Source organism: Anaerohalosphaeraceae bacterium (assembly GCA_035378985.1).
Lineage (GTDB): Bacteria > Planctomycetota > Phycisphaerae > Sedimentisphaerales > Anaerohalosphaeraceae > JAHDQI01.
The window spans coordinates 142662-163819 of the sequence record DAOSUR010000001.1 but is presented as its reverse complement, the minus strand read 5'-3'; the positions used below and the strand labels follow the sequence as shown (position 1 = coordinate 163819).

General features: G+C 51.7%; 21 protein-coding genes. 15 read left to right on the top strand and 6 right to left on the bottom strand.

What is annotated here, in order from left to right; all coding sequences use genetic code 11:
* Positions 1-255: 255 nt before the first annotated feature.
* The 5 genes from PKY88_00780 to PKY88_00760 all read left to right on the top strand — a co-directional run bounded on the left by PKY88_00780 (position 256) and on the right by PKY88_00760 (position 5666).
* Positions 256-1395 carry a helix-hairpin-helix domain-containing protein gene (locus tag PKY88_00780; GenBank protein ID HOQ03735.1) on the top strand — a complete coding sequence of 380 codons (1140 nt, stop codon included), beginning with the start codon at positions 256-258 and terminating at the stop codon, positions 1393-1395.
* A gap of 189 nt (positions 1396-1584) precedes the next feature.
* The gene (rpsU, locus tag PKY88_00775; protein ID HOQ03734.1) at positions 1585-1779 is read left to right on the top strand and encodes a 30S ribosomal protein S21; all 195 of its coding nucleotides are present in this window, start codon (positions 1585-1587) and stop codon (positions 1777-1779) included.
* A gap of 106 nt (positions 1780-1885) precedes the next feature.
* Positions 1886-3922, top strand: coding sequence for an excinuclease ABC subunit UvrB (gene uvrB, locus PKY88_00770; protein HOQ03733.1), 2037 nt, complete (start codon positions 1886-1888; stop codon positions 3920-3922).
* Positions 3923-3954: 32 nt separating this feature from the next.
* The gene (gene nadC, locus PKY88_00765) at positions 3955-4857 is read left to right on the top strand and encodes a carboxylating nicotinate-nucleotide diphosphorylase (GenBank protein HOQ03732.1); all 903 of its coding nucleotides are present in this window, start codon (positions 3955-3957) and stop codon (positions 4855-4857) included.
* A 2-nt stretch (positions 4858-4859) separates the two neighbouring features.
* Entirely contained in the window at positions 4860-5666 is an 807-nt protein-coding gene (locus PKY88_00760) for a biotin--[acetyl-CoA-carboxylase] ligase (GenBank protein ID HOQ03731.1), read from the top strand.
* On the opposite strand, the gene PKY88_00755 is transcribed toward PKY88_00760, so the two are convergent.
* Positions 5641-6741, bottom strand: coding sequence for a YcjF family protein (locus PKY88_00755; protein HOQ03730.1), 1101 nt, complete (start codon positions 6739-6741; stop codon positions 5641-5643). The genes PKY88_00760 and PKY88_00755 overlap by 26 nt on opposite strands.
* 124 nt (positions 6742-6865) lie before the next feature.
* Between PKY88_00755 and lipB the strand changes: the two genes are divergently transcribed.
* From lipB to PKY88_00730, 5 genes are all read left to right on the top strand, one after another.
* Entirely contained in the window at positions 6866-7525 is a 660-nt protein-coding gene (gene lipB, locus PKY88_00750) for a lipoyl(octanoyl) transferase LipB (GenBank protein ID HOQ03729.1), read from the top strand.
* Entirely contained in the window at positions 7518-8375 is an 858-nt protein-coding gene (gene lipA, locus PKY88_00745; protein ID HOQ03728.1) for a lipoyl synthase, read from the top strand. The genes lipB and lipA overlap by 8 nt, the downstream gene beginning before the upstream one ends.
* 165 nt (positions 8376-8540) lie before the next feature.
* Positions 8541-9947 (top strand): pilus assembly PilX N-terminal domain-containing protein, encoded by a 1407-nt coding sequence (locus PKY88_00740; protein HOQ03727.1) that lies wholly within the window; start codon positions 8541-8543, stop codon positions 9945-9947.
* A 174-nt stretch (positions 9948-10121) separates the two neighbouring features.
* Positions 10122-12050 carry a hypothetical protein gene (locus tag PKY88_00735; protein HOQ03726.1) on the top strand — a complete coding sequence of 643 codons (1929 nt, stop codon included), beginning with the start codon at positions 10122-10124 and terminating at the stop codon, positions 12048-12050.
* Between the two features lie 34 nt (positions 12051-12084).
* On the top strand, positions 12085-12276 hold the full coding sequence (locus PKY88_00730) for a hypothetical protein (protein ID HOQ03725.1): 192 nt from the start codon (positions 12085-12087) through the stop codon (positions 12274-12276).
* Positions 12277-12345: 69 nt separating this feature from the next.
* Here PKY88_00730 and PKY88_00725 read toward each other — a convergent pair whose 3' ends face one another.
* From PKY88_00725 to hemL, 3 genes are read right to left on the bottom strand one after another with little or no spacing between them, the layout of a single operon-like run.
* On the bottom strand, positions 12346-13230 hold the full coding sequence (locus PKY88_00725; protein HOQ03724.1) for an NAD(P)-dependent oxidoreductase: 885 nt from the start codon (positions 13228-13230) through the stop codon (positions 12346-12348).
* Positions 13231-13243: 13 nt separating this feature from the next.
* The gene (locus tag PKY88_00720) at positions 13244-14077 is read right to left on the bottom strand and encodes a hypothetical protein (protein ID HOQ03723.1); all 834 of its coding nucleotides are present in this window, start codon (positions 14075-14077) and stop codon (positions 13244-13246) included.
* 17 nt (positions 14078-14094) lie between these two features.
* On the bottom strand, positions 14095-15393 hold the full coding sequence (hemL, locus tag PKY88_00715; protein HOQ03722.1) for a glutamate-1-semialdehyde 2,1-aminomutase: 1299 nt from the start codon (positions 15391-15393) through the stop codon (positions 14095-14097).
* A gap of 184 nt (positions 15394-15577) precedes the next feature.
* Between hemL and PKY88_00710 the strand changes: the two genes are divergently transcribed.
* Genes PKY88_00710 through PKY88_00700 form a run of 3 tightly spaced genes read left to right on the top strand, consistent with a single transcriptional unit; the run spans position 15578 to position 18466 of the window.
* Entirely contained in the window at positions 15578-17800 is a 2223-nt protein-coding gene (locus PKY88_00710) for a hypothetical protein (GenBank protein HOQ03721.1), read from the top strand.
* Positions 17800-18222, top strand: coding sequence for a hypothetical protein (locus PKY88_00705; protein HOQ03720.1), 423 nt, complete (start codon positions 17800-17802; stop codon positions 18220-18222). The genes PKY88_00710 and PKY88_00705 overlap by 1 nt, the downstream gene beginning before the upstream one ends.
* The gene (locus tag PKY88_00700) at positions 18215-18466 is read left to right on the top strand and encodes a hypothetical protein (protein HOQ03719.1); all 252 of its coding nucleotides are present in this window, start codon (positions 18215-18217) and stop codon (positions 18464-18466) included. Before PKY88_00705 ends, PKY88_00700 begins: the two co-directional genes overlap by 8 nt.
* On the opposite strand, the gene rnc is transcribed toward PKY88_00700, so the two are convergent.
* Together rnc and PKY88_00690 are read right to left on the bottom strand one after the other, a co-directional pair.
* Positions 18463-19185 carry a ribonuclease III gene (gene rnc, locus PKY88_00695; protein HOQ03718.1) on the bottom strand — a complete coding sequence of 241 codons (723 nt, stop codon included), beginning with the start codon at positions 19183-19185 and terminating at the stop codon, positions 18463-18465. The genes PKY88_00700 and rnc overlap by 4 nt on opposite strands.
* A gap of 133 nt (positions 19186-19318) precedes the next feature.
* Positions 19319-19663 (bottom strand): STAS domain-containing protein, encoded by a 345-nt coding sequence (locus PKY88_00690; GenBank protein ID HOQ03717.1) that lies wholly within the window; start codon positions 19661-19663, stop codon positions 19319-19321.
* 263 nt (positions 19664-19926) lie between these two features.
* On the opposite strand from PKY88_00690, the gene PKY88_00685 reads away from it, so the two are divergent.
* Together PKY88_00685 and PKY88_00680 are read left to right on the top strand one after the other, a co-directional pair.
* On the top strand, positions 19927-20160 hold the full coding sequence (locus PKY88_00685; GenBank protein HOQ03716.1) for a cold-shock protein: 234 nt from the start codon (positions 19927-19929) through the stop codon (positions 20158-20160).
* A 45-nt stretch (positions 20161-20205) separates the two neighbouring features.
* Positions 20206-21051: an amidohydrolase family protein gene (locus PKY88_00680; protein HOQ03715.1), complete on the top strand. Its 846-nt coding sequence runs from the start codon at positions 20206-20208 to the stop codon at positions 21049-21051.
* Positions 21052-21158: the final 107 nt, after the last annotated feature.

Genomic DNA, 21158 nt, shown 5'->3' with positions numbered 1-21158 from the left:
GATATGGGAGAAACGCGGAAGCTGCAAAGGAAGGAAAGAAAAACTCCGCTGCCCGACAGCAGAAACCGCCTGCAACTGTTTTGACCGCAAGTTGTGTTTGGTTCATTATTTGCCCTTATTTCTGCGAATTCCCCTTTTACTATAACCAAAACCGCGGCAAAATCAAGAAAATTACGGCTCATCCTTGTAGAATGAGTGCGGGTGGGGTATGCTTGTTTACCGAAGGAACAAAAAAAAATCAGCAGGGATGTACAAATGCCGGCGGTCATTACCAGGCCCGATACAGTTGAAAAACTGCGGATTCTGTCCAGCGATGCCCAATATGACCTGGCCTGTGCCTGCGGGACGACTCGTCCCGAAGAGCACCGCAAACGCGGTCTCGACGGGCGGTGGATTTATCCGGTGACCCTGCCCAACGGCGGCACCAGCGTTTTGTTTAAGACCCTCTTGTCCAATGTTTGTTCAAACGACTGCAAATATTGCCCGCTTCGAAATGACCAGGACCTCCGCCGCTGCACGTTGACTGTTGAAGAAACCTGTCGGGTGTTCCTGGAGTATTATCACCAAAGGAAGGTCTTTGGTCTTTTTTTGAGCAGCGGGGTCATCGGTACACCGGACCGGACAATGGACCTTTTGAACGGGATTGCCGAGACACTGCGAAAGAAATATCAATTCCGGGGTTATATTCACCTGAAAATCCTGCCGGGGGCCAGTCCTGCGGCTATCGAAAAGGCGCTTTCTTTGGCAACGGCTGTCTCGTTAAACATCGAAACCCCCGGGGCGGAGTATCTTTCCAAACTCTCTTCCCGCAAAGACTTTGTAAAGGATATCGTTGAACCGCTCAAGCTCATCAGCCGACTGACGGCCAAGGGGGCCAGGTATGCGGGGGTCAAGCAGACGACCCAATTTATTGTCGGGGCTGCCGATGAACCGGATGAAAAGATTGTCCGCTATCTGTTCGGTCTGTATAAACGGCTCCGGCTTCAGCGGGTTTATTTCAGTGCCTATCAGCAGGGGCTGGGGGCACCGGACCTGCCTGCGGAGCGGACTCTGATAAATCCGGCGGATGTTCTCACGCGGGAGCATCGGCTTTATCAAGTTGATTTCCTGATTCGAAAATACGGATTTGAAGAGTCGGATTTCCACTTTGGGCCGGACGGCCGGCTGCCGCTTGATAAAGACCCGAAAGAATTGTGGGCCCTGCAGCATCCGGAATTTTTCCCGGTCAACATCAATCGGGCAAGCCGAGAGGAGCTGATTCGGGTTCCCGGTTTAGGGCCTGTAACCGTAAACCGGATAATAGAACTCCGCAAATCAGCCAGGATTCAGCGGATTGAAGACATTGGAAAGCCGACAAAGCTTCTCCGAAAAGCATCGTCTTTTGTTTGTTTCTAAATCCTTATCTGTCAATGACTTGTAAATCAATCTGCGATGTATATCGTTTGTTTTTGTGTTTGCCGGAGAAAAGATTTTCTAAAAATGAACAAAAACCCTTGCAAAAACAAAGGATAAAAATAGAATGTCGTTTTTATGAATTTGGGCTCAAGTGAGAACATTTGTTTTGAAAGGAAGGTTCGACTTTCTATGATTAAAGTGAAGGCCAGAGCAGGCGAGAGCGTTCAACAGATGGTTAAGCGGTTCAAAAAGATGTGCGAGAAAGAGGGCCTGATTCGCGACATCAAGCGAAACAGTTATTATGAAAAGCCCTCGGAACGCAACCGCCGCAAACGCCGCAAATCACAGCGGATGGCTCGTCTGTTCAGCTCGATGAATCTTTAATCGTATTGACATAATTTGAGTTTGCCGGCCGGACAAGCGTTCTTAGGACTCTTGTCCGGCTTTTTTTCCGCCGTGAAACACCGCAAAAGCGATATGTTTTGCTGAAATGTCTGTTTTTACGCTGAAGAGTTTGTTTGAGCCGCGCGGCGATCAGCCGCAGGCCATCCAGAAACTTACCGAAGGAATTCGGAGCGGACAGCGCTATCAGACGCTTTTGGGAGTTACCGGCAGCGGCAAGACCTTCACGATGGCCAATGTGATTGAGCGGGTGGGCCTTCCGACGCTGGTTATCTCTCACAACAAAACGCTGGCCGCTCAGCTGTATGAGGAGTTTCGCGAGCTGTTCCCGGAAAATGCGGTCGAATATTTTGTCAGCTACTATGACTATTATCAGCCCGAGGCCTATATTCCTCAGCGCGACATTTATATTGAAAAAGACGCCTCGCGCAATGATGAATTAGACCGGCTGCGGCTGTCGGCGACCACGAGTCTGATGAGCCGCCGCGATGTTATCATCGTGGCCAGCGTCTCCTGCATTTTCGGGTTGGGCAGTCCGGAGGATTATCAGGCGAGCGTCATCGGTGTGCGGGTGGGGAATACGCTGGACCGCAATGAGCTGCTCGGCCGTCTGGCGGATTTGCAGTATAACCGCAATGACCTTGACTTTGCCCGCGGGACGTTTCGGGTGCGCGGCGATGTCGTGGAACTGTGGCCGTCCTATGAATCGTACGGCGTCCGCTTTGAGTTTTTCGGAGACGAGGTGGAGGCCATTCGCTACATCCATCCGGTCAGTGCGCAGGTCTTGGCCGATGAACGGCAGGTCTTTATCTATCCGGCCAAGCATTATGTCCTGCCCGCCGAACGGATTGAAGCGGCCTGCCGGAGCATCGAGGAAGAACTTCAGCAGCGGCTTCTTGAACTTCGCCACGAAGGCAAACTGCTCGAGGCCCAGCGTCTGGAGGCCCGAACCCGCTACGATTTGGAGATGATTCGCGAGGTCGGCTACTGCAGCGGCATTGAGAACTACGCCCGACATATGGCGGGTCTGAAACCCGGAGCCCGTCCTTATACGCTGCTGGATTATTTCCCGGAAGACTTTCTGCTGTTTATCGATGAGTCTCACGTAACCATTCCGCAGCTGCGGGCGATGTATCACGGCGACAGGCACCGCAAGGAAGTGCTGGTGGAGCACGGTTTTCGTCTGCCCAGTGCCCTGGATAACCGGCCGCTGCGGTTTGAGGAGTTTCAGGAACGCTGGAAATATGTGATTTTTGTCTCTGCTACACCGGCGCCGTATGAATTGCAGCTTTGCGGCGGTCGGGTTGTGGAACAGATTATTCGGCCGACCGGGTTGGTTGATCCGGAGATTTTCGTTCATCCGGCCTCCGACCAGATTCCGCATTTAATCGGCGAAATTGAAAAACGCATCAAAGCGGGTCAGCGTGTGCTTGTGACCACGCTTACCAAGCGGCTGGCTGAGGATTTGTCTGCGTTTCTGGCCTCCAAAGGGATTCGCTGCCGATACCTGCACAGTGAAATCCAGACCCTCGAGCGGGTGGAGATTCTGCGGGACCTGCGGACGGGGGAATTTGATGTCCTGGTCGGGATCAACCTTCTTCGGGAAGGATTGGATTTGCCGGAAGTGTCGATGGTGGCTATTCTTGATGCTGATAAGGAGGGGTTCCTGCGGAGCGAGACCTCTTTGATTCAGACCATTGGGCGCACAGCCCGCAATGTCGATGCGACAGTCTGGCTGTATGCCGATACGATTACTCCATCGATGCAGAAAGCGATTGACGAAACCCGCCGGCGGCGTACAATGCAGCTGGAATACAATGCCCGCCACGGCATTACTCCGCAAACCATCCGCAAAGAGATTCAGCGAGGTCTGGCCGAACAGCTGCGGGCGCGGCAGGCGGCCCGTCAGGCCGTCGGGCTGGAGGACGCCGAATACGACCGAGCGGAGTTGATTGCACAGATGGAAAAGGAAATGCTCGAAGCGGCCGAGCAGCTGGAGTTTGAACGAGCCGCCCGGTTGAGGGACCAGATTCGACAATTAAAGGAAATGCCTTTTTTGGAGGTGGAACAGCCCCGTGCAGGCGGACGTCGAGGCAGCCCCGCCGGACGGAGAAAACGAACCTAAGAAACGCTGCCCCCAGAGAGGACCTGAGACCTATGCCCAGAAAAAAAGATGAACAGCCAGTCCGACGCATCCGAAAACCGGATATGAGAAATGTTCGGCCGCTGCTGGAACTGGCGGTCAAAGAGGATTACGGCAAGGGCGACCCCACCAGCATGCTCACCGTCAGCGAAAAAAAGAGAGGGCGGGAAAGTTTAATCACCCGAGAAGAGATCGTTGTATGCGGGATGGAGATTATTCAGGAAGTCCTCAAAATATATGACCCCCGGCTGACTCTGAAGGTGCTGATCCCGGACGGTCATCGGGCCAACGTCGCCGACCGGCTGGGCATCATTGAAGGGCCCCTGCGGGCCATGCACAGCGCCGAGCGTGTTGTTCTGAATTTTCTCCAGCGTCTCTGCGGCATCAGCACAATGACCTGGAAGTTTGTCTCGGCAATTCGCGGAACCAAAGCCAAGATTTACGATACCCGCAAAACCATTCCCGGCTGGCGGGAGCTGGAAAAATACGCTGTTCGCTGCGGCGGCGGATACAATCACCGGATGAATCTGGGCGAGATGGTGATGTTCAAGGACAACCATCTGGCCGACTTGGGGGAGCGGTTCGAAGTCAAACTTCGTGAACTGGTTCAAAAGGCCCGGCAGATTCCCACCGTGAAATCCGTCATTGTAGAAGTGGACCACGTTGATGACCAGCTGGACCGGGTGCTGCCGATTCCCGGCATTGATATCATTCTGCTGGACAATATGGGGCAGTGGCAGCTCAAACACGCCGTGGAGATGCGCAATAAAATGTGCGGGCGAAAACCCCTGCTGGAGGCCAGCGGCGGCATTACGCTGAACAATGTCCTCAGCGTTGCCAGCTGCGGGGTTGACCGAATCGCCGTCGGAGCTATTACGCATTCTGCGGTGGCGGTCGATATCGGCCTGGACCGATAAGTATGCATTCGTATGAACCGCTGAATCCGGACCGAATCCGAGAAGGGCTTCAAACCGCTCGCATCGGACGGAGGCTGCTTGTCTTCGAAGAGGTTTCCAGCACAAACGATATTGTCTGGGATTTTGCCGGCAGCCCCGATGCGGACGGCCTGTGCGTTTTTGCGGAGAAGCAGACGGCAGGGCGGGGGCGTCGGGGGCGCATCTGGCACAGCACGGCAGGGCAATCCCTTCTGTTTTCCATTTTGCTCAAAGGAGGGCATTTGGGTGCGGATTTGCTGGTTTTGGCCTCTGCCGCCGCCGTCGCCGAAACCCTGGCGGCTTTGTCTGTTCCCTCGGTCCAGATTAAATGGCCGAATGATATTTTGATTGCCGGCAAAAAAGTCTGCGGCATTTTGTGCGAATCCAAGACCATTCACTCTCAGGGGTGGTTTGCAGTCGGCATCGGCATCAATGTCTGTCAGGACCGTCCATTTTTTGAGCAGTACCGGCTGGAAGATTCGGCCACCAGTCTGGCCCTCGAAACCCATGAGCCCATTGAACGGAACGGTTTAGCGGCATCGCTTCTGAATGCCTTAGACCGTTGGTTCGTCATCAGCCGAGATGCCCCGCCGCACCTAATCGAGGTCTGGAAACGCTATAACCGGCAAATCGGCAGTCAGATTCGAATTCTCGAAAATCAGCGGGAGTTTTGCGGAACCTGCCTCGACATTGACCCAATCAAAGGACTGCTGGTGCAGCTACATCACGGCCCTGTCCGCTTTTTCCATGCCGCCAACTGCACCGTCATTCCTTTCGAAACGGCTTTGTAATCCAATCCCCCAGGGATTTGCCCGCCCCGACGGCCAAATCCACCGGTGTGCGAATCCACTCGGCGATTTGCCGGCCGGTTTCCTCCAAAGCACCTGCGACCGTGTCTTTAGCAGCCGCAAACGCCTGATCCGACTTGTGGACAAGCAGCCCCCAGACATCCTTGAAAAAGACATCGCGGACATCTGCATAAAAATCACCCAGATGCGACAACATTGACTCCCGGGCTTTTTGCGGGTTCCAGCCCGTAAATGCGCGGCACCGCTGCATCGCCGCATGGCCGGTCACCGTTGTCAGAAAACCCGCGCCGATGCCTTCGGCAATCTCATCCAGAAATCGACCGATGCCGGGGATTTTGCTGCCGAGGGATTCAATCAGATTGCGTCCCAGATGAATGTAGTTGACCGTTGCTACAATGGTGAAGATGTCATAAAAGACAGCCGCCTGTTCTCGCAAAGCCGGCCGACTGTTGTACATCTTGACCACATCCAGCACCATCCGGATGTTGCGATAAATCACCACGGCCAAATCAATCGATTTGTACGGGCTCAGCGTCACAAACACCATCACATCCCGCATGCTGTCGCGAACGTGTTTGTTGGCTTTCTCATCAATCTCTCTGAGCAGGGGACAAATTGCAGATTCTTCGGTTTGTCGAATGATACTCAGCAGTTCGTCTTGTGAACGGCCTGCGGACAAGACTTCCTGCAGCGAGTCGGATGCAGTTTGGGCCTGCCGGTGCTGGTCTTCGGACAAGTTGGGATTGTGGGCCAAACGTTCCAAAAAGCGGCCCAGATACCGAATATACTTTCGAAGGCAGCGAATATCCGCCGATTGGAAATCTTCGATTTTCGGCGGGGTGAGCACGCGAGGGCGGCTTGCGACTGTTTTCCAGTAATACACACCCAGCCAAACCAGACCGGCCGCGACGGCTAAAAGGAACAAATAGCCTGCAATCGGATGCATAGTCCGAAGGGCCTGATAGGCCTGTAAGAACTCCATCAAAGCGATAAACGACAGCAAAACTCCGAATACAGTAAAGATGAGCCGAATCAGTTTCCAAGCGGTTTTGAGCATTTTTAGGCCCTTTCTGCCAAACAGAATTGTTCTACAGGAAGATTATACCGGAAAAAGACCTACAATGTCAAAAGAAACCGGTTTCGATTGCCTATTTTCTTCCTTTTTGATAATATAAAAACCTGTGCAGGATGGACTGATTATCCGGGATTTGGGGCTTACGCGGTATGCGGACTGTCTGGCATACCAGGAGGAACTCTGCGCTCAGCGGCAGGCCGATGCGATTGCAGATACTGTATTGCTGACCGAGCATGAACCGGTGATTACCTTGGGTGTGCGAATGGCGGATAATAAAATTCTGGCGATGCCGGAAGACCTGCATCAGCAGGGAATAGAAATATGCCGGGTCGGAAGGGGCGGAGCCGCAACCGCTCACAATCCCGGGCAGATTGTGATGTACCCGATTCTGAAACTTAGCCGTCTCAAAATAGGATTAAGCGACTATGTGCATACACTTGGGCAAATCGGCATCGAGATGCTGCGGACTTTCGGCATCCGAGCAGACTGGCGCAAGCAAACCCCCGGACTGTGGGTGAGCGGAAGGAAAATCGGTTCGGTTGGTGTTCAGGTGCGCAAGCGAGTTACCCTCCACGGGATCGCCGTCAATATTTGCAATGATTTATCCATTTTTGATGCGATTGTTCCCTGCGGTTTGGAAGGGGTGCAGATAACTTCTGTTTTGAAGGAACGCGGAACTGCTCCTTCGATGCAGGACATAAAGGGCTGCTTAACAGACCTTTGCAGGCGGTATTTGGCTGGTTCGGAGGGGCTGGCCGATGAGTGAATTCAAGGGACGTTTTCCGGCCTGGCTGAAACGACGTGTCGGCGGGGGGGGCGTGTTCACCCATACACAAAAGACCCTTGAGCGGCTGGGACTGGAAACCATCTGTACAAATGCCAATTGTCCCAATCGGGGCGACTGCTGGAGCCGAGGCACAGCAACTGTTTTAATTTTGGGGAATATTTGTACCCGCAATTGTGCTTTTTGTTCCGTCGGACACGGAAAACCCTTGCCGCCGGAACCCACAGAACCCGCAAGGGTCTCGGCTTTGGCACGCCAGCTTCAATTAAAATATTTGGTTATCACAAGCGTTGATCGAGATGACCTGCCGGACGGCGGGGCGGCCCATTTTCGCGATGTCATTCTGTTCTGCCGACAAGAGAATCCGGAGATACAATTTGAGCTGCTCGTGCCGGACTTTCGAGGTTGTCAGGACAAGGCGCTGGAGCTTTTATCGGATGCAAGGCCCTTCGTTTTCGGACACAATCTGGAGACTGTGCCTAGGCTTTATCCGACGGCTCGTCCCGGCGGTGATTACCTGCGTTCGCTGACCCTTCTGAAAAAGGCCAAAGACCGCTGGCCGGATACCCCCACAAAATCTTCTATCATGCTTGGACTGGGCGAAATCGAAGAGGAGGTTCTTCAGGTCTTGCAGGATTTGCGCTCGGTCGGCTGCAATCGACTGGCTTTGGGGCAATATTTAAAGCCCGATAAAAACTGCCTGGACGTTGTCGAATTCATTCCTCCCGAAAAGTTTGATTGGTGGGCCGGCCAGGCCCGCCGGATGGGTTTTGACTGGGTTCAGTCCTCCCCATTTACCCGCAGCTCCTATCATGCGGATTTTTTGCATTGATACAGAAGATTTTATCGGAGCGGTCGGCGTAAATTTTTCTTTTTTCCCTCCTAATGAGCGGTGGATAAGGTATATTTAATATGGGGGTGAAAAGATTCCTTCTTTGTTATTGAGATCTGCCAAGCGAGGGTTAAACGGAACCTTCTTTTGTCTGGGAGATCGGTCATGAACGCCAAATCAAGCCAAAGAAACTTTGACCGCCGGGGGATTGCTCTTCTGGCTGCATTGATTTTTATTGTTCTATTCTCTGCTTTTTCCATTGGGGTCTTGTCGCTTTCGACGGCCAATGTTCAGACAGCTTCCAATCACCATACGTCCAATCTGGCCCGTTCATCTGCAGAGTCCGGACTGGAATATGTTCGGTATTGGTTCAGCGGGGTGAGTCTGCCCGGGACCACCGCTGCGGAGCAGCGGTTTGTTTTTTTTGCCGATGAACTCGAATCTATTCTGCAGAATTACGACATTCCCTACGAAAATCTGGTGGAAGACCAGTTGTTTCTGATTGGTACGGCGGAAAGCCCCATCCTCCTTCAAGCCGGCTCTGACCGCTCTTTTTATGCAGAGATAAGACCCTTGGGAACAGAACGAATTCGAGTTTGGATATGCGGGCGGGCGGGAGAGTTCGAGCGAACTATTCGGGCGGATTTTGCGTACGGAACCCGACGTCATTCCGTTTTTGATTTTGGTGTGGCCACAAAGGGACCTCTCGGTCTTTGGGGCAATATTCAGATTGAAGGGGTGAATATCTCCGTCGAATCGGACGTATATATCGAAAGCGAAAATCAGAATAATGCCTTGACCATCGTCGGCAATTCCCAGATTGCCGGGGATGTCAAAATCGTAAACTCCAATGCAGTTGTAACGCTGCAGGGAGGCAAAGCCGGCATCGGCGGCGAAACAGGCCAGGCCGCGATTGATCATCATGTGCAGACCGGGGTGCCTGCAACGGAGTTTCCTTATCCCAATACCGATTATTTTGAACAGTATGTGGACGGAATTACGATTACCAGTGCCAACAAGAGCAGCTACAGCAGCAATACGACGCTCGAAAACGTCCGAATCGCTGCTAATACCAATCCCACCTTTTCAGGAAATGTGACGTTAAAAGGGGTGGTTTTTATCGAGTATCCTAATCAGGTAGTTTTCACGGGAAATACGGATGTGATTGGGATTATCATTGGAGACGGCGACCTGAATGATCACTCCGGTACCAGTAAAATTGAGTTTCAAGGCAATGTCAGCAGCCGTTCCGTTTCGGAGCTTCCTGAGGAACAATTTGGGGATTTGACCCGGGAAACCGGGACTTTTCTGATGGCCCCCGGCTTTGCGGTTTCGTTTGGCGGTTCTTTTGATACACTCAACGGCTGTATTGCCGCCAACGGCGTGACTTTCTACGGCAATGCCGGCGGAGTGATCGGCGGTTCTGTTATCAACTATTCTCCCACTCTGATGACCCTGACGGGGAACGCAGACCTCTATTTTAACCGGACGGGAATTTCGTCTCTGCCTGCCGGTTTCTTCCCTGAGATTGTTATTCATTACGATCCCTCTTCATATTTGGAAATCCCCTGAGCCAGTCGGGATTCCTTTACAGCAAACTGAATTATCGGTCCTTTCCTGCCTCTGAGCAAAAAACAGCCGCCCCGCCATCCCCTCCGTCCGGATATTTATTATTTATATTTTATAAGGGTTAGAAGAGAAAAACTCTCAAAGAACAATTCCCCCGTTCTATGAAGGGGTGCTTTTATGTACCGAAACAGAAAAAACCGAGCATCGAAGCATCGCGGGGTTGCTATTCTGGCGGCGATGATATTTATTGTACTTTTTACGGCTTTCTCTGTCGGTATCCTGTCGATGGCCTCGGCCAATCTGCAGGTATCCGGCAATCATCAGAAGGCCAATATGGCTCTCAATGCAGCCCTGTCCGGATTGGAATATGCCAAATGGATTGCCGCTAAGACGCCCACCGGCAGCCCTACGCATATCAATACCGTGACCGATGAACAGGCCGATACCGTCTGGACCAATCTTTGTGCGCAGGTCGGAGGTTCCGTCGATACACTCGAGGGAGGAGGCGGTCAGCAGGTTGCAACTGACTGGATTGAGTACCTGGACGGCTCTTCCTTCCGAATTCGTTTTGTGCGGTACAATGATGACCCTGATACGGCGGATGTGCGGGAAAATCTGACGATTTATGTGGAATGCCAAGGTCAGCATAAAGGATTGAATCGTACAGTGGCTATGCAGATGCGCATCACCAAGGATGCACAGGTGCTTAATTATGCCATAGCCGGACGCGGCCGAATGTGGCTGGCCGGAAATACCACCATACATGGGGATATTTACAGCTCGTGGAATAAAGCCACTATCTCTCCTTTCAATATGACCGACGATTCCGTTGTGGAAGGGTCGCTCAATACCGTATTGCCCTGGCAGACCCTTCTCAATCAGAGTTATCAAATGCAGACCTTTGCCTGCGATGAAAACGGCAACCTGCGTCTGTCGGACGGAAAAACCCTCAAAAAGAGCACCGGATATCTCTATGACGAATCGGGACGGGTGATTACCAACAGCAGCGGAACCCCTCTGAACATTTTGTCGCTGAAGTTTAAAATCGAGAACGGTCTTAATGTCGCCACGGACATCAGCGGCAATCCCATCATCGGCTATGTCAACGGCCAGTCCGTCGGCCCTGTTGTGTACGGAAATCCTGTCGAAGCGTTTGACGCCGACGGCAATCGAATCTACAGCAGCAGCGATGAACTGAAGGGAACGTATGAGACTGTCAATTACAGCCAGCCCGATCAGACCAATATGCCCGGTCTGAGCATCAATGACTATTACGATGCTTCGGGCAACAGTCTGACGGCGCTGCATTATAAAAGTCAAATTCCTACATCGAATGCCGTTGTGAGCGGCAGCAGAATCGAAAACGGCAAATTATCCACCAGCGGCGTTCCTTATACCATCGAATACTTCCCTCATGCTCCTCTGGCCAGCGGCGGATATTCCGTCGCGGCCTCCAGCAGCAGTCTGAAACTGACCCGCTATAAATATGAAAATAAGACTCTTCGCAACGTTGTCATCAGCGGCGGAACAAATGCCTTGTTCAAGAACTGCACCTTCGAGGGCATCCTTTATGTGGACTGCAGCACCAGCGGACCTACTTCGACTACATCTACTTACAACAATATTCGTTTTGAAAACTGCACGTTCAACGGCACGATTGTGACCAACGTTCCCAAGAATCTGAACAGCGGTTGGTGGCAGAGAAACTGCCTGTATTTCACCGGGGAGGCGACTTTTAACAATACGTCCGGCTATCAGGAGGCCACAATCCTGGCGCCTCACTTTAATGTCAACCTCGGGAATACCAACCCTACCCAGAGCGAAAACAACGTTCTGACCGGTGCCATTGTGGGCGGCATTGTGGATGTCCGCGGCAATGCCCAGATTTACGGCACGATTATTTCAATGGCCGATACCACTGCCTATACCTCCGGATATGTTACCAACATCGGAGCGACGGAGAGCGACGGCGGTTCGGAAACTATGGAAGCCGGCGACATCGGTGTGATTGAAATTACACCCAATGAAGAACAAATGCTTCCCAGCGGAATTACGACACCTATCGTGTTAAAGCCCCTGAAAAATACCTATGAAGAAAAAATTTAAACGGAACTGAAAACCTTTTCGAAAGGGGATTCCAATGAAAACGCTTGCTTATTTGATGCTGATTCTGATAGCCCTGACGTTCTTTCTGACGCTGGGCAATACAGCGGTTGCCGAAGACGGCGACGGAGATACCGTCGGCGGATGTGAGGTCTTCCGTTCTCTGACGGCCGGACTCTGTCTGGCGGAAGAGGATGACGGCGGAACCATCACCGACAGCTGCGAGTAAGAAAATCACTGAGACGACGTGTCTTTTCCGAGAAGAGGGCCGTTGGAGATATACTTCCCAACGGCCTTTTTATTTTCCCATCTGTTCAATCACTTCAAAAAGTGCCTGCGTACCGTCCTGTCCCCGTCCGCGAGCCGACAGGATGCTCAGCAGTTCCCGGGCTAGAGCCGTTGCCGGCAGGGGCTGGCCGATGCGCTGTGCATAATCCAAGATGATATTTAAATCCTTGATTTGCAAATCGACCTTAAAGGCAGGTTTCCAATCGCCTGCCAGTATCTTCGGCCCCAGATGCTTCAGGGAATGACTGTAGGCCGCCCCGGCCAAGACCGCTGACAGAGTTGTTTCCAGATTCAGCCCTGCCTTTTTGGCGAATGCCAGACCTTCCGCAATGCTCACAATCGTATGAATAATCATTACCTGGTTAACCAGTTTGGTCATCTGGCCGAAGCCGACCGGGCCGCAGTGGGTAAGAGTGCGTCCAACGACCTCCAGAATCGGCCGGATTGTTTCCAGATGTTCGCGGGGGCCTCCGATCATAATCGACAGTTTGCCTTCGATGGCTCCGATTTGTCCGCCGCTGACGGGGGCATCAAAAAAAATCACGCCTTTCTGCCCCAGTTGAGCGGCGATTTTCCGAGTGGCATCCGGACAAATTGTGGAAGTGTCAATGCAGATAAGTCCTTGCCGGGCGGTTTCATACACCCCTGACGGTCCCAGCAAAACCTGCTGGACGTCCGGCGTATTCGGCAGACAGGTCATAACCGCATCGGCACCGGCTGCCGCCTGGGCAGGGGTTTCCGCCCAAACAGCCCCCTGGTCTAAAAGCGGCTGAGCCCGTGATTTCGTACGGTTGTGAACAATAACCTGATAGCCGGCCTTCAGCAGATTCGCTGCCATCGGTGCGCCCATAATTCCCGTACCGATGAAGCCGATTGTTTTCCGAGATTCAGCCAAGACAGCCCTCCTGTCAGGCCACAATCCCCAGCCGCCGCTGTGTGGTACGATACCATTTTCCGGAACGAATGGCCGACCAGACAAGCAGCCAAACAGCCGGAATCCAAAGTCCGACAAAACGGATATACGTTAAGACCTGCCAAAGTTTTGTCCCGTCAGACTGGGAGGGGAAAAATTGAAGCAGTTCCGACGGCAGATAAATTGTTCCCAGCAAGACCCCGGGTACGAGACACTGCCAGGGAAACAGAAGCACCAGAAGGAAAAGGGAGATAAAAAAGGCCCGGCTGATGTGGCTGATGCCCCCCAAACGGCTGACCAGTGACACTTTCAGGATAAACACAAGGACAAGACAGTAGAGCACAGCCGCAAATAGGAGGACGGCATTCAGCCCGCTGACCAGCACCCAGGCCTGACGGGTGGACAGGTGAAAAGGCGGCCAATGAAGGGGCGGAAATTTTGTTTTTTCCGCATCGGGCTTTTGAGGGGTTTGGACCTCCTGGGTCACTTCCCTGGCGGCCTGAACAATCGGTTCCGCCGGATTTTCACGGTTGACAATTACCGACTCGCCTGCCGGTGCAGCCGCAGGAGACGATTCCGATGCGGCCGATTGCGAAACGGTTTCAGCAGCCGCTTTCTCCGAACCGGTCATCTCGGATGTCATGCTCGGATTGCATGTTTTTTCATCCGAGATACCGCCGCTCTGCTGAAACCAGAACAGTCCCTGCAGAAGCAGCAGACAAATCAGCATCAGCCAGAAACAAAAGTTCTTCATTCCCCGAAAGGCGTCCCTCGCCTCCAGGCAGTCCGTCACATCAATCATATCATGAGCCGTCTGATGGTCTTCCATGTCCTGACTCCTCATTTTCAGGTTTCGTTTGTGTTCAGGTCTGTGAAAGCATTATAGGCCGCCTGAATCGTTCTATCAATATCCCTTTCCGTATGGGCCAGGGAGACAAACCATGCCTCATAAGCACTGGGGGCCAAATAGATTCCCTGTTGGAGCATCGAAGCAAAGAAGCGTTTAAACAAACGGCCGCTGCATTTCTGAACATCTTCAAAATTATTCACCGGTTTGTCTGTAAAAAAGACGCTCAGGATGGACCCTGCCCGATTGATATGGATTGCTGTGCGGTTTTTCCGAGCGGCCTCATGGAGTCCTTGTTCCAGTCGGGCGGAGAGCAATTCCAATTGCTCGTAAACCCCGGGTTTTTGCAGAATCTCCAGCACGGCCAGAGACGCCGCTGTCGCCAGAGGGTTCCCGCTGAGCGTTCCGGCCTGATAGACCGGTCCCAGCGGAGCCAGAAGGTCCATAATCTCTTTCCGGCCGCCGACTGCCGCACAGGGCAACCCGCCGCCGACAATTTTGCCTAAACACGTCAGGTCCGCCGAGATGTGGAGAAGCGACTGGGCTCCGCCGTACGCTGCACGAAAACCCGTAATGACCTCATCAAAAATCAGAACGCTCTTGTGTTCCGTGCACATTTGCCGAATGGCTTGCAAGTATCCTTCTTTCGGCGGTACGACCCCCATATTGGCGGCAATCGGCTCAATAATGACCCCGGCAATCTGGTGCGGGTATTTTTCGAACACGGTTTCGAGGGCGTGTATGTCATTATAAGGAACCGTGATGGTTTTTTTTGCCAGGTCTGCCGGGACCCCAGCACTGGCCGGCAGCCCCAGTTCCGCAACCCCTGAACCGGCCTGAACCAGCATCGAATCGCTGTGCCCGTGATAGCAGCCGTCCATCTTGACCAGAAGGTCTCTGCCGGTAAAGGCCCGGGCCAGACGAACAGCCGTCATGACCGCTTCAGTCCCGCTGCTGACCAGACGCACCTTCTCTATGCTTTCAAAAGCAGAAACAACGGCCTCTGCCAGTTTGACTTCGTTTTCGGTAGCCGTCCCGAAGGAGGTGCCTTTGGTTGCGGCTTGTCTGACGGCCTCTACCACAGCCGGATGGGCGTGTCCAAGAATCATCGGCCCCCAGGAACCAACATAATCTATATATTCATTGCCGTCAATGTCCCATATGTGGGCTCCGGCGGCTCGGTCAATAAAAATCGGTGTAAGCCCAACGCCGCGGAAAGCCCGGACCGGGGAGTTGACCCCTCCCGGGATAACCCGACAAGCCCGTTCAAACAATTTGTCAGATAAGTTTTTTCTCATTGTTTTCAATGGATTGTACCCTTTGAATCAAGAAAGTCCAAAATAATAAAGATGCGAGTTTGCGACTCAAGCGAAACCCGGTTGATTCTAACCTTGTTTTTTCTTGCAATCAGAAGGGATTTGACTATACTTGCTCATTTCGTAAATAACGGAGTTTGATTTACCTGAATTGACTGAGGAACCCATGCATATCATTAAATGGATTCGCAAGAACGAACGAAAACTGATGGCCTGGCTGGTGATTTTGATTATGATTTCTTTTGTCGGCGGCTACGGCCTCCAGCAGTTTTTGATGTACATCGGTCAGGGGGGGGCTAAACATGTCGAGGCTGTGTACGGCGACGGTCAAAAAATCCGTTCCATTGATGTTTATCATGCCCAGCAGGAGCTGGAAATCCTCAAGATGCTGATGGTGGACCGGATGCTGCTTGCATTTTCTCAGATGTACAGTGATTTAACACCTCAGCTGCTCGAATTGATTCTTTTCCCGGATGCCCGCGCCTCCGGTGAGCTGCGTCTGCAGCTGCTCCAGTTGGCTGAACGGGGGCAAATCGATTTGAAAACGGAGGAAATTGACAGGTTCTTTGCTTCAAAGCGGCATCGTCCGGAGATTTTGTGGCTGCTCCTTAAAAAGGAGGTTGAAAAGGTCGGTTTTGTCCTTTCTGATGCGGATGCAGAGGGCTTCCTGCGGCAGATTATTTTAGGTCTCACACAAAACCAGCTGGATCCGGCTGTTCTCATCAACCGGATTATGGAACAGACCAAAAAGTCCAGACAGGAAATTATTCGGGCCTTCGGCTCGCTGGTGAGTGTGATGAATTATGCAGACATGGTGCTGGGAAATTATCTGGTTACAACAGACGAAATCCGCAGCCATATTGCCCGAACCATGGAAAAATTGTCTGCTCAGGTTCTCCTGCTGGATGCAGACCTTTGGGTGGATGAGCAGTCCGAACCAACAGAAGAAGAAATCCAAAAGCAGTTTCAGACCTATCGGACAGTGTATCCGATGGCCTTTTCTCCCGAAAATCCGTATGGGTTCGGCTATGCCGTCGGCCGGCGTGTTCAGCTCGAGTACCTGCTGATTCGGCTGGATGAGATTCAGAATAAAATTGAAAAACCCTCTTTTGAAGAACTTGAAGCATATTATACAGCCAATCTGAGCAAGTATCAGACAACCGAACCTCTCGACCCCAATAAGCCGGATGCGGGGACGCGAACGATTACGCGGCCTTTTGCCCAGGTGGTCCAGCAGATTCGTCAGGAAATGGAGCGTCAGCGGGCCGAGGATTTAGCCAACAGTATTCTCAATGAAGCCCGCCAGATGACCGATGTCGGCTGGGATGCACTCGACTTTGAGAAGGTAACGGTCGCTCAGCTCCAGCAGACCGCGGGAGACTACACAGCGGCCGCCCGCCAGCTGGCGCAGAAGTTTCAGATTACGGTCAGAACCGGCAAGACCGGGTGGCTCCGTCCGGAAGACCTGGCCTCGGATTCGTTTCTCCGCCGGGTTGCTCTTCCGACTTCTTCGGAAACCTCCGTGCGTTTATTGGATGTCCTGATGGCGATTCCGGAGGATGGAAAGCCCTCATCTGTGCCCGGGCTGCCGTCTGTGAGGATTTGGGAAACCATCGGCCCCCTCAGCGGAGGCATCCTTGCCGAAGGGCAGTATGTATCTTTGCGGGGGATGCTTCGGGTTATCGGCATTCAGCCGCCGGTGCTGCCGGAAGATTTGAATTTTTCCTTTGAAAACCGCGGTATTCTCCTCTCTGATGCTTCAGTGCCGTCGGTTTTTTCGGTCCGACAGCAGGTTTCCAAGGATCTCAAGACCCTTCGGGCGATGGAAAAGGCCCGCTCCCAGGCGTCGGATTTAATTCGCTTTGTGGAGACGGAAGGATGGGAGAAAGGTCTTCAGCGGTTTTACGAAGTTCACTATCCCCAGACGGACCCCAATAATCCGGTTTCGACGCGGCCTCAGGTCCGTACGATCACCAATCAGATGATTCCTCCGCAAAGTCAGGTGGAGACCCTTCGCCAGCGTCTGTCGGTACCTTCGGCTTCGCGGGATTTGCTTGTCGGGCGTTATCAGAATGCGGTCTTTGTCCGAAAACTGGCGGAAATGCTTGAGCCCTCTCAGCAGACAACAGGTCCGATTGCGCGTCTTGTGGTTGTTGAATCGGCCCGAAATGTCGGTGTAGTGAAGGAACTTACACGGCAGCCCGCAACCGAAAAGGATTATGCAGACAACAAAAGCAAAATGGCTGTGCAGCGGGCTTTGCTGGCCAAAATGGGGCTGGGACTGACGCATTTTAATCCGGAGAATATTGTCAGCAGAATGGGGCTGGTTTATAAAGACCCCCGAGAACGTCCTGAACCGATTGAGATTGAACTGCCGGTGGACTATTAATGCCGACGAAATCGAATAGGCCGTTTGATCATACCTTCTGGCTGTGTCTCGTGGCCGCGGCGGCCTGGGCAGTCCCCGGCGGAGGCCATTTTCTGATTGGACAGCGCCGTCACGCTTACGTTTTTTTTGCGGCGATTGTGTTTACCTTTCTAATAGGTCTCTATATCGGGTCCATAGGAATTGTCGATCCGGTAGGGGCCAAACCTTGGTATTTGGCACAGATTTTGACCAGTCCTGTGATTGGATGGATTGGCCAGATTGCTCAGAAAGGGGATTATCCGGTTTACGGGCGTCCGCAGGATTATGGTCAAATCTATACGGCGCTGGCGGGTCTGATGAATCTGCTGTGTATTCTGAATGCCGTCTATCGGGCCTATTCCGGCATCGGGGAGACCATTGGACAGGAGGAGGAACATGGCTGAAGGTTTTCCGATGCTTCTGGCAGGATTTTTTGCTCCGGTGGAAATCGGCACCACACCGCTTTCTCTTCTGTGGATGTTTCCGCTGCTTTTGTCGATAGCTGTTGTCTATAAAGCTACACGTCTTCGGGTGCTTTTCTGGAAGCAATTTGTCTTGGAAGTGCTGGTGTTGTTTTTGACCCTGAGCGGATTCATGATTTTGGCGGGGATGGTTTTAAATCTGCTGGTGTGGCTGATTACCAGTTAGTTGTCCGGCAGTTCCGCCGGACAGTCTCCGCTTTCGTTGAGGACACCCAGTTCAATCAGGGCCTTCAGAGCGGCTCTTTGTTCGGCCTCTTTTTTGGTTGCGCCCCAGGCGCTGCTGAACAATCGCTGGCCGATTGCCGCACACACTTCAAAGCATTTGTTATGGTCGGGCCCTTTTTCATCCAGCAGCCGGTATGTCGGAGTGGCATTCAGATGACGCTGGCTGTATTGCTGGAGAATGGATTTAAAATTGTCCAAATGTCCCTGGGCATCGGCGCTTTCGAGGTAAGGACCGAATTGCCTTTGAACGAACTCCTGTGCGGCTGCGAAGCCGCCGTCCAGGTAAATGGCTGCCAGAATCGCCTCCAAGGTGCCTGCTGCTATGGACCCGTTCATCGCTCGTGACCCGTTCGTGCCTTTGCCGACCTGAATAAAGTCGAGAAGCCCCAGGGAGCGGGCAATCTGAGCGCAGATTTTCCGGGACACCAGTACGCTCTTGATTTTGGTTAGGTCCCCTTCCAGATAGTCAGGAAAGCGTTCATACAAGGCATGGCAAATCAGAAGTCCGAGCACCGCATCTCCCAAAAACTCCAGCCGTTCATTGCTGGTCAATCGCGAGTTGGCCCAGGAGGAATGAATCAGGGCCTCTTCCAGAAGTGCCGGGTTGCTGAAATGATACCCCAAACGTTCTTCTGCCTGCCGGAGAAGTTCTTTTTCCATTTTTTTTCGTCTCTTTTCTTCCGCAAGCAGATTACGAAAACCGCTTGCTCTTTGCAGCGGTTTTCGCAATGTGCTTGGCGTAAAATGTCTTTACAAATTCCTGACGGAGTTGTCAATCCCAAAGTTTTCCTTTTTACGATTCAGCTTGGGCCATTTGCAGCCCCGCCAGCGCTACAAATTGATCTTCCACAAAAGTAAAAACGGTATCCAGACCGGTGACCAAAAAGATATTTTTGGTCTGGGGCTGTACACAGCAAAAGACCAGTTTTCGCTGGTTGTCGTGGAGAATCTTGCGAAGTTTGAGCAGTTTGGCGATGCTCGAAGACGTCACAATCTCCACGTCCGAAAAATCAATCACAACATCTTGTTCCTTTTCCCGAGAGACCGTCTGGCAGACAGAAATAATCTCTTCGCCGAGATCCGGTTCGGGCGCCAAATTCACCAGAATGACGTTTTCAGACCATCGTTGGATTCCCATATTGAACTCCTCAAATATGGTTTCAGATTACTTTGTTCTATCGTCCGGTTAGAGCGGTCAATTCACAAAAAGGGCCCTATTTTCTCAAAATTGTTCATTTACAATGAGTTATCGGACGCTGCTCATGTTGAAAATGCGAAAAAATATCAGCTGAAAAATTGACATAGTTCTCTTTTTTTGTTCTATTTTTTAGAAAAGTTGATGGGATTCAGGTTTTTCCCTCCGACTGAATCCTTTTCTGGTTGCAGGAGGGTCAATGGTTTATGGGGATATTTCACCCCAGGGAGATTGTCGTGAGCAGCGGGACAGTCAAGTGGTTCAATGAGAAGAAGGGGTTTGGGTTTATTACACCGGATGAAGGCGGCGATGATTTGTTTGTTCATCATTCCAAGATCGATATGCAGGGCTTTCGAACACTCAAAGAGGGCCAGCGTGTCGAATTTGATGTAACCGCCGGGGAAAAAGGTAAGGTAGCCATTAACGTCAAACCTGTTTGACAGTTTTTTCTTTAGGCATACCGGTAGAAAAATAGGTAGACACGAGTGGGTAAGTCCTCCTTAAAGACCACGGCCGGGAAACGCCGGATTATCGATATTCATACCCATGCGTTTCCGGATTCACTTGCCGATAGAGCCATGGCCCAGCTTCATTCCGAATGCGACGTGAAGTCGTATTTGGACGGCCGAGTAGACTCATTGCTTCGCTCGATGGACGAAGCAGGCATTGAAACAGCTGTATTGTGCAGTATTGCCACGCGCCCCACACAGTTTAAGCCGATCCTCGAATGGAGTTCTCAAATTCGTTCCAAACGAATCATCCCTTTTCCTTCTGTGCATCCAGACGATTCTGCATTGCCGGACAAAATAAAAGAAATTGCTGACAGGGGATTTATTGGAGTAAAAATACATCCTTATTATCAAAATATGCTTATTGATGATCCCCGGAATGATTTGTTGTACAAGTCTATTATTGAAAATGACTTGATTCTTGTTTTGCACACGGGATACGACATTGCTTTTCCAAGAGAAGAAAAGGCAGGTCCTCGGCAAGTCCTGAATGTTCTCGAACGATTCAGCGAGTTAAAACTGGTTACCACCCATATGGGCGGCTGGTTCCAGTGGGACGAGGTGAACCACTACCTGCTCGGAAAACCCATCTATATCGAAACCTCTGTGTCGTTTGACTACTTAGGGCCGCAAAGGATGGCTCAAATGCTGGAAAAACACAACCCTGATTATCTTCTTTTCGGAACAGACAGCCCTTGGGACAACCAAAAAAACGCGATTCTCAATATTGAAAACATAATTTCTGATGAATCTCTTAAACAAAAATTATTTTATGAAAATGCTGCTAAATTGTTAAAACTCGGACGATTTAGATGTTGTTAGAGTACAAAAAAGTGTGAAAAATTCACAAAAAGCACACTTTTTTGCCGAAAAAAAATTGATTTTAGCCTTATCTACACTAAGATTATCAGAACATTTAAAAAAAAGGA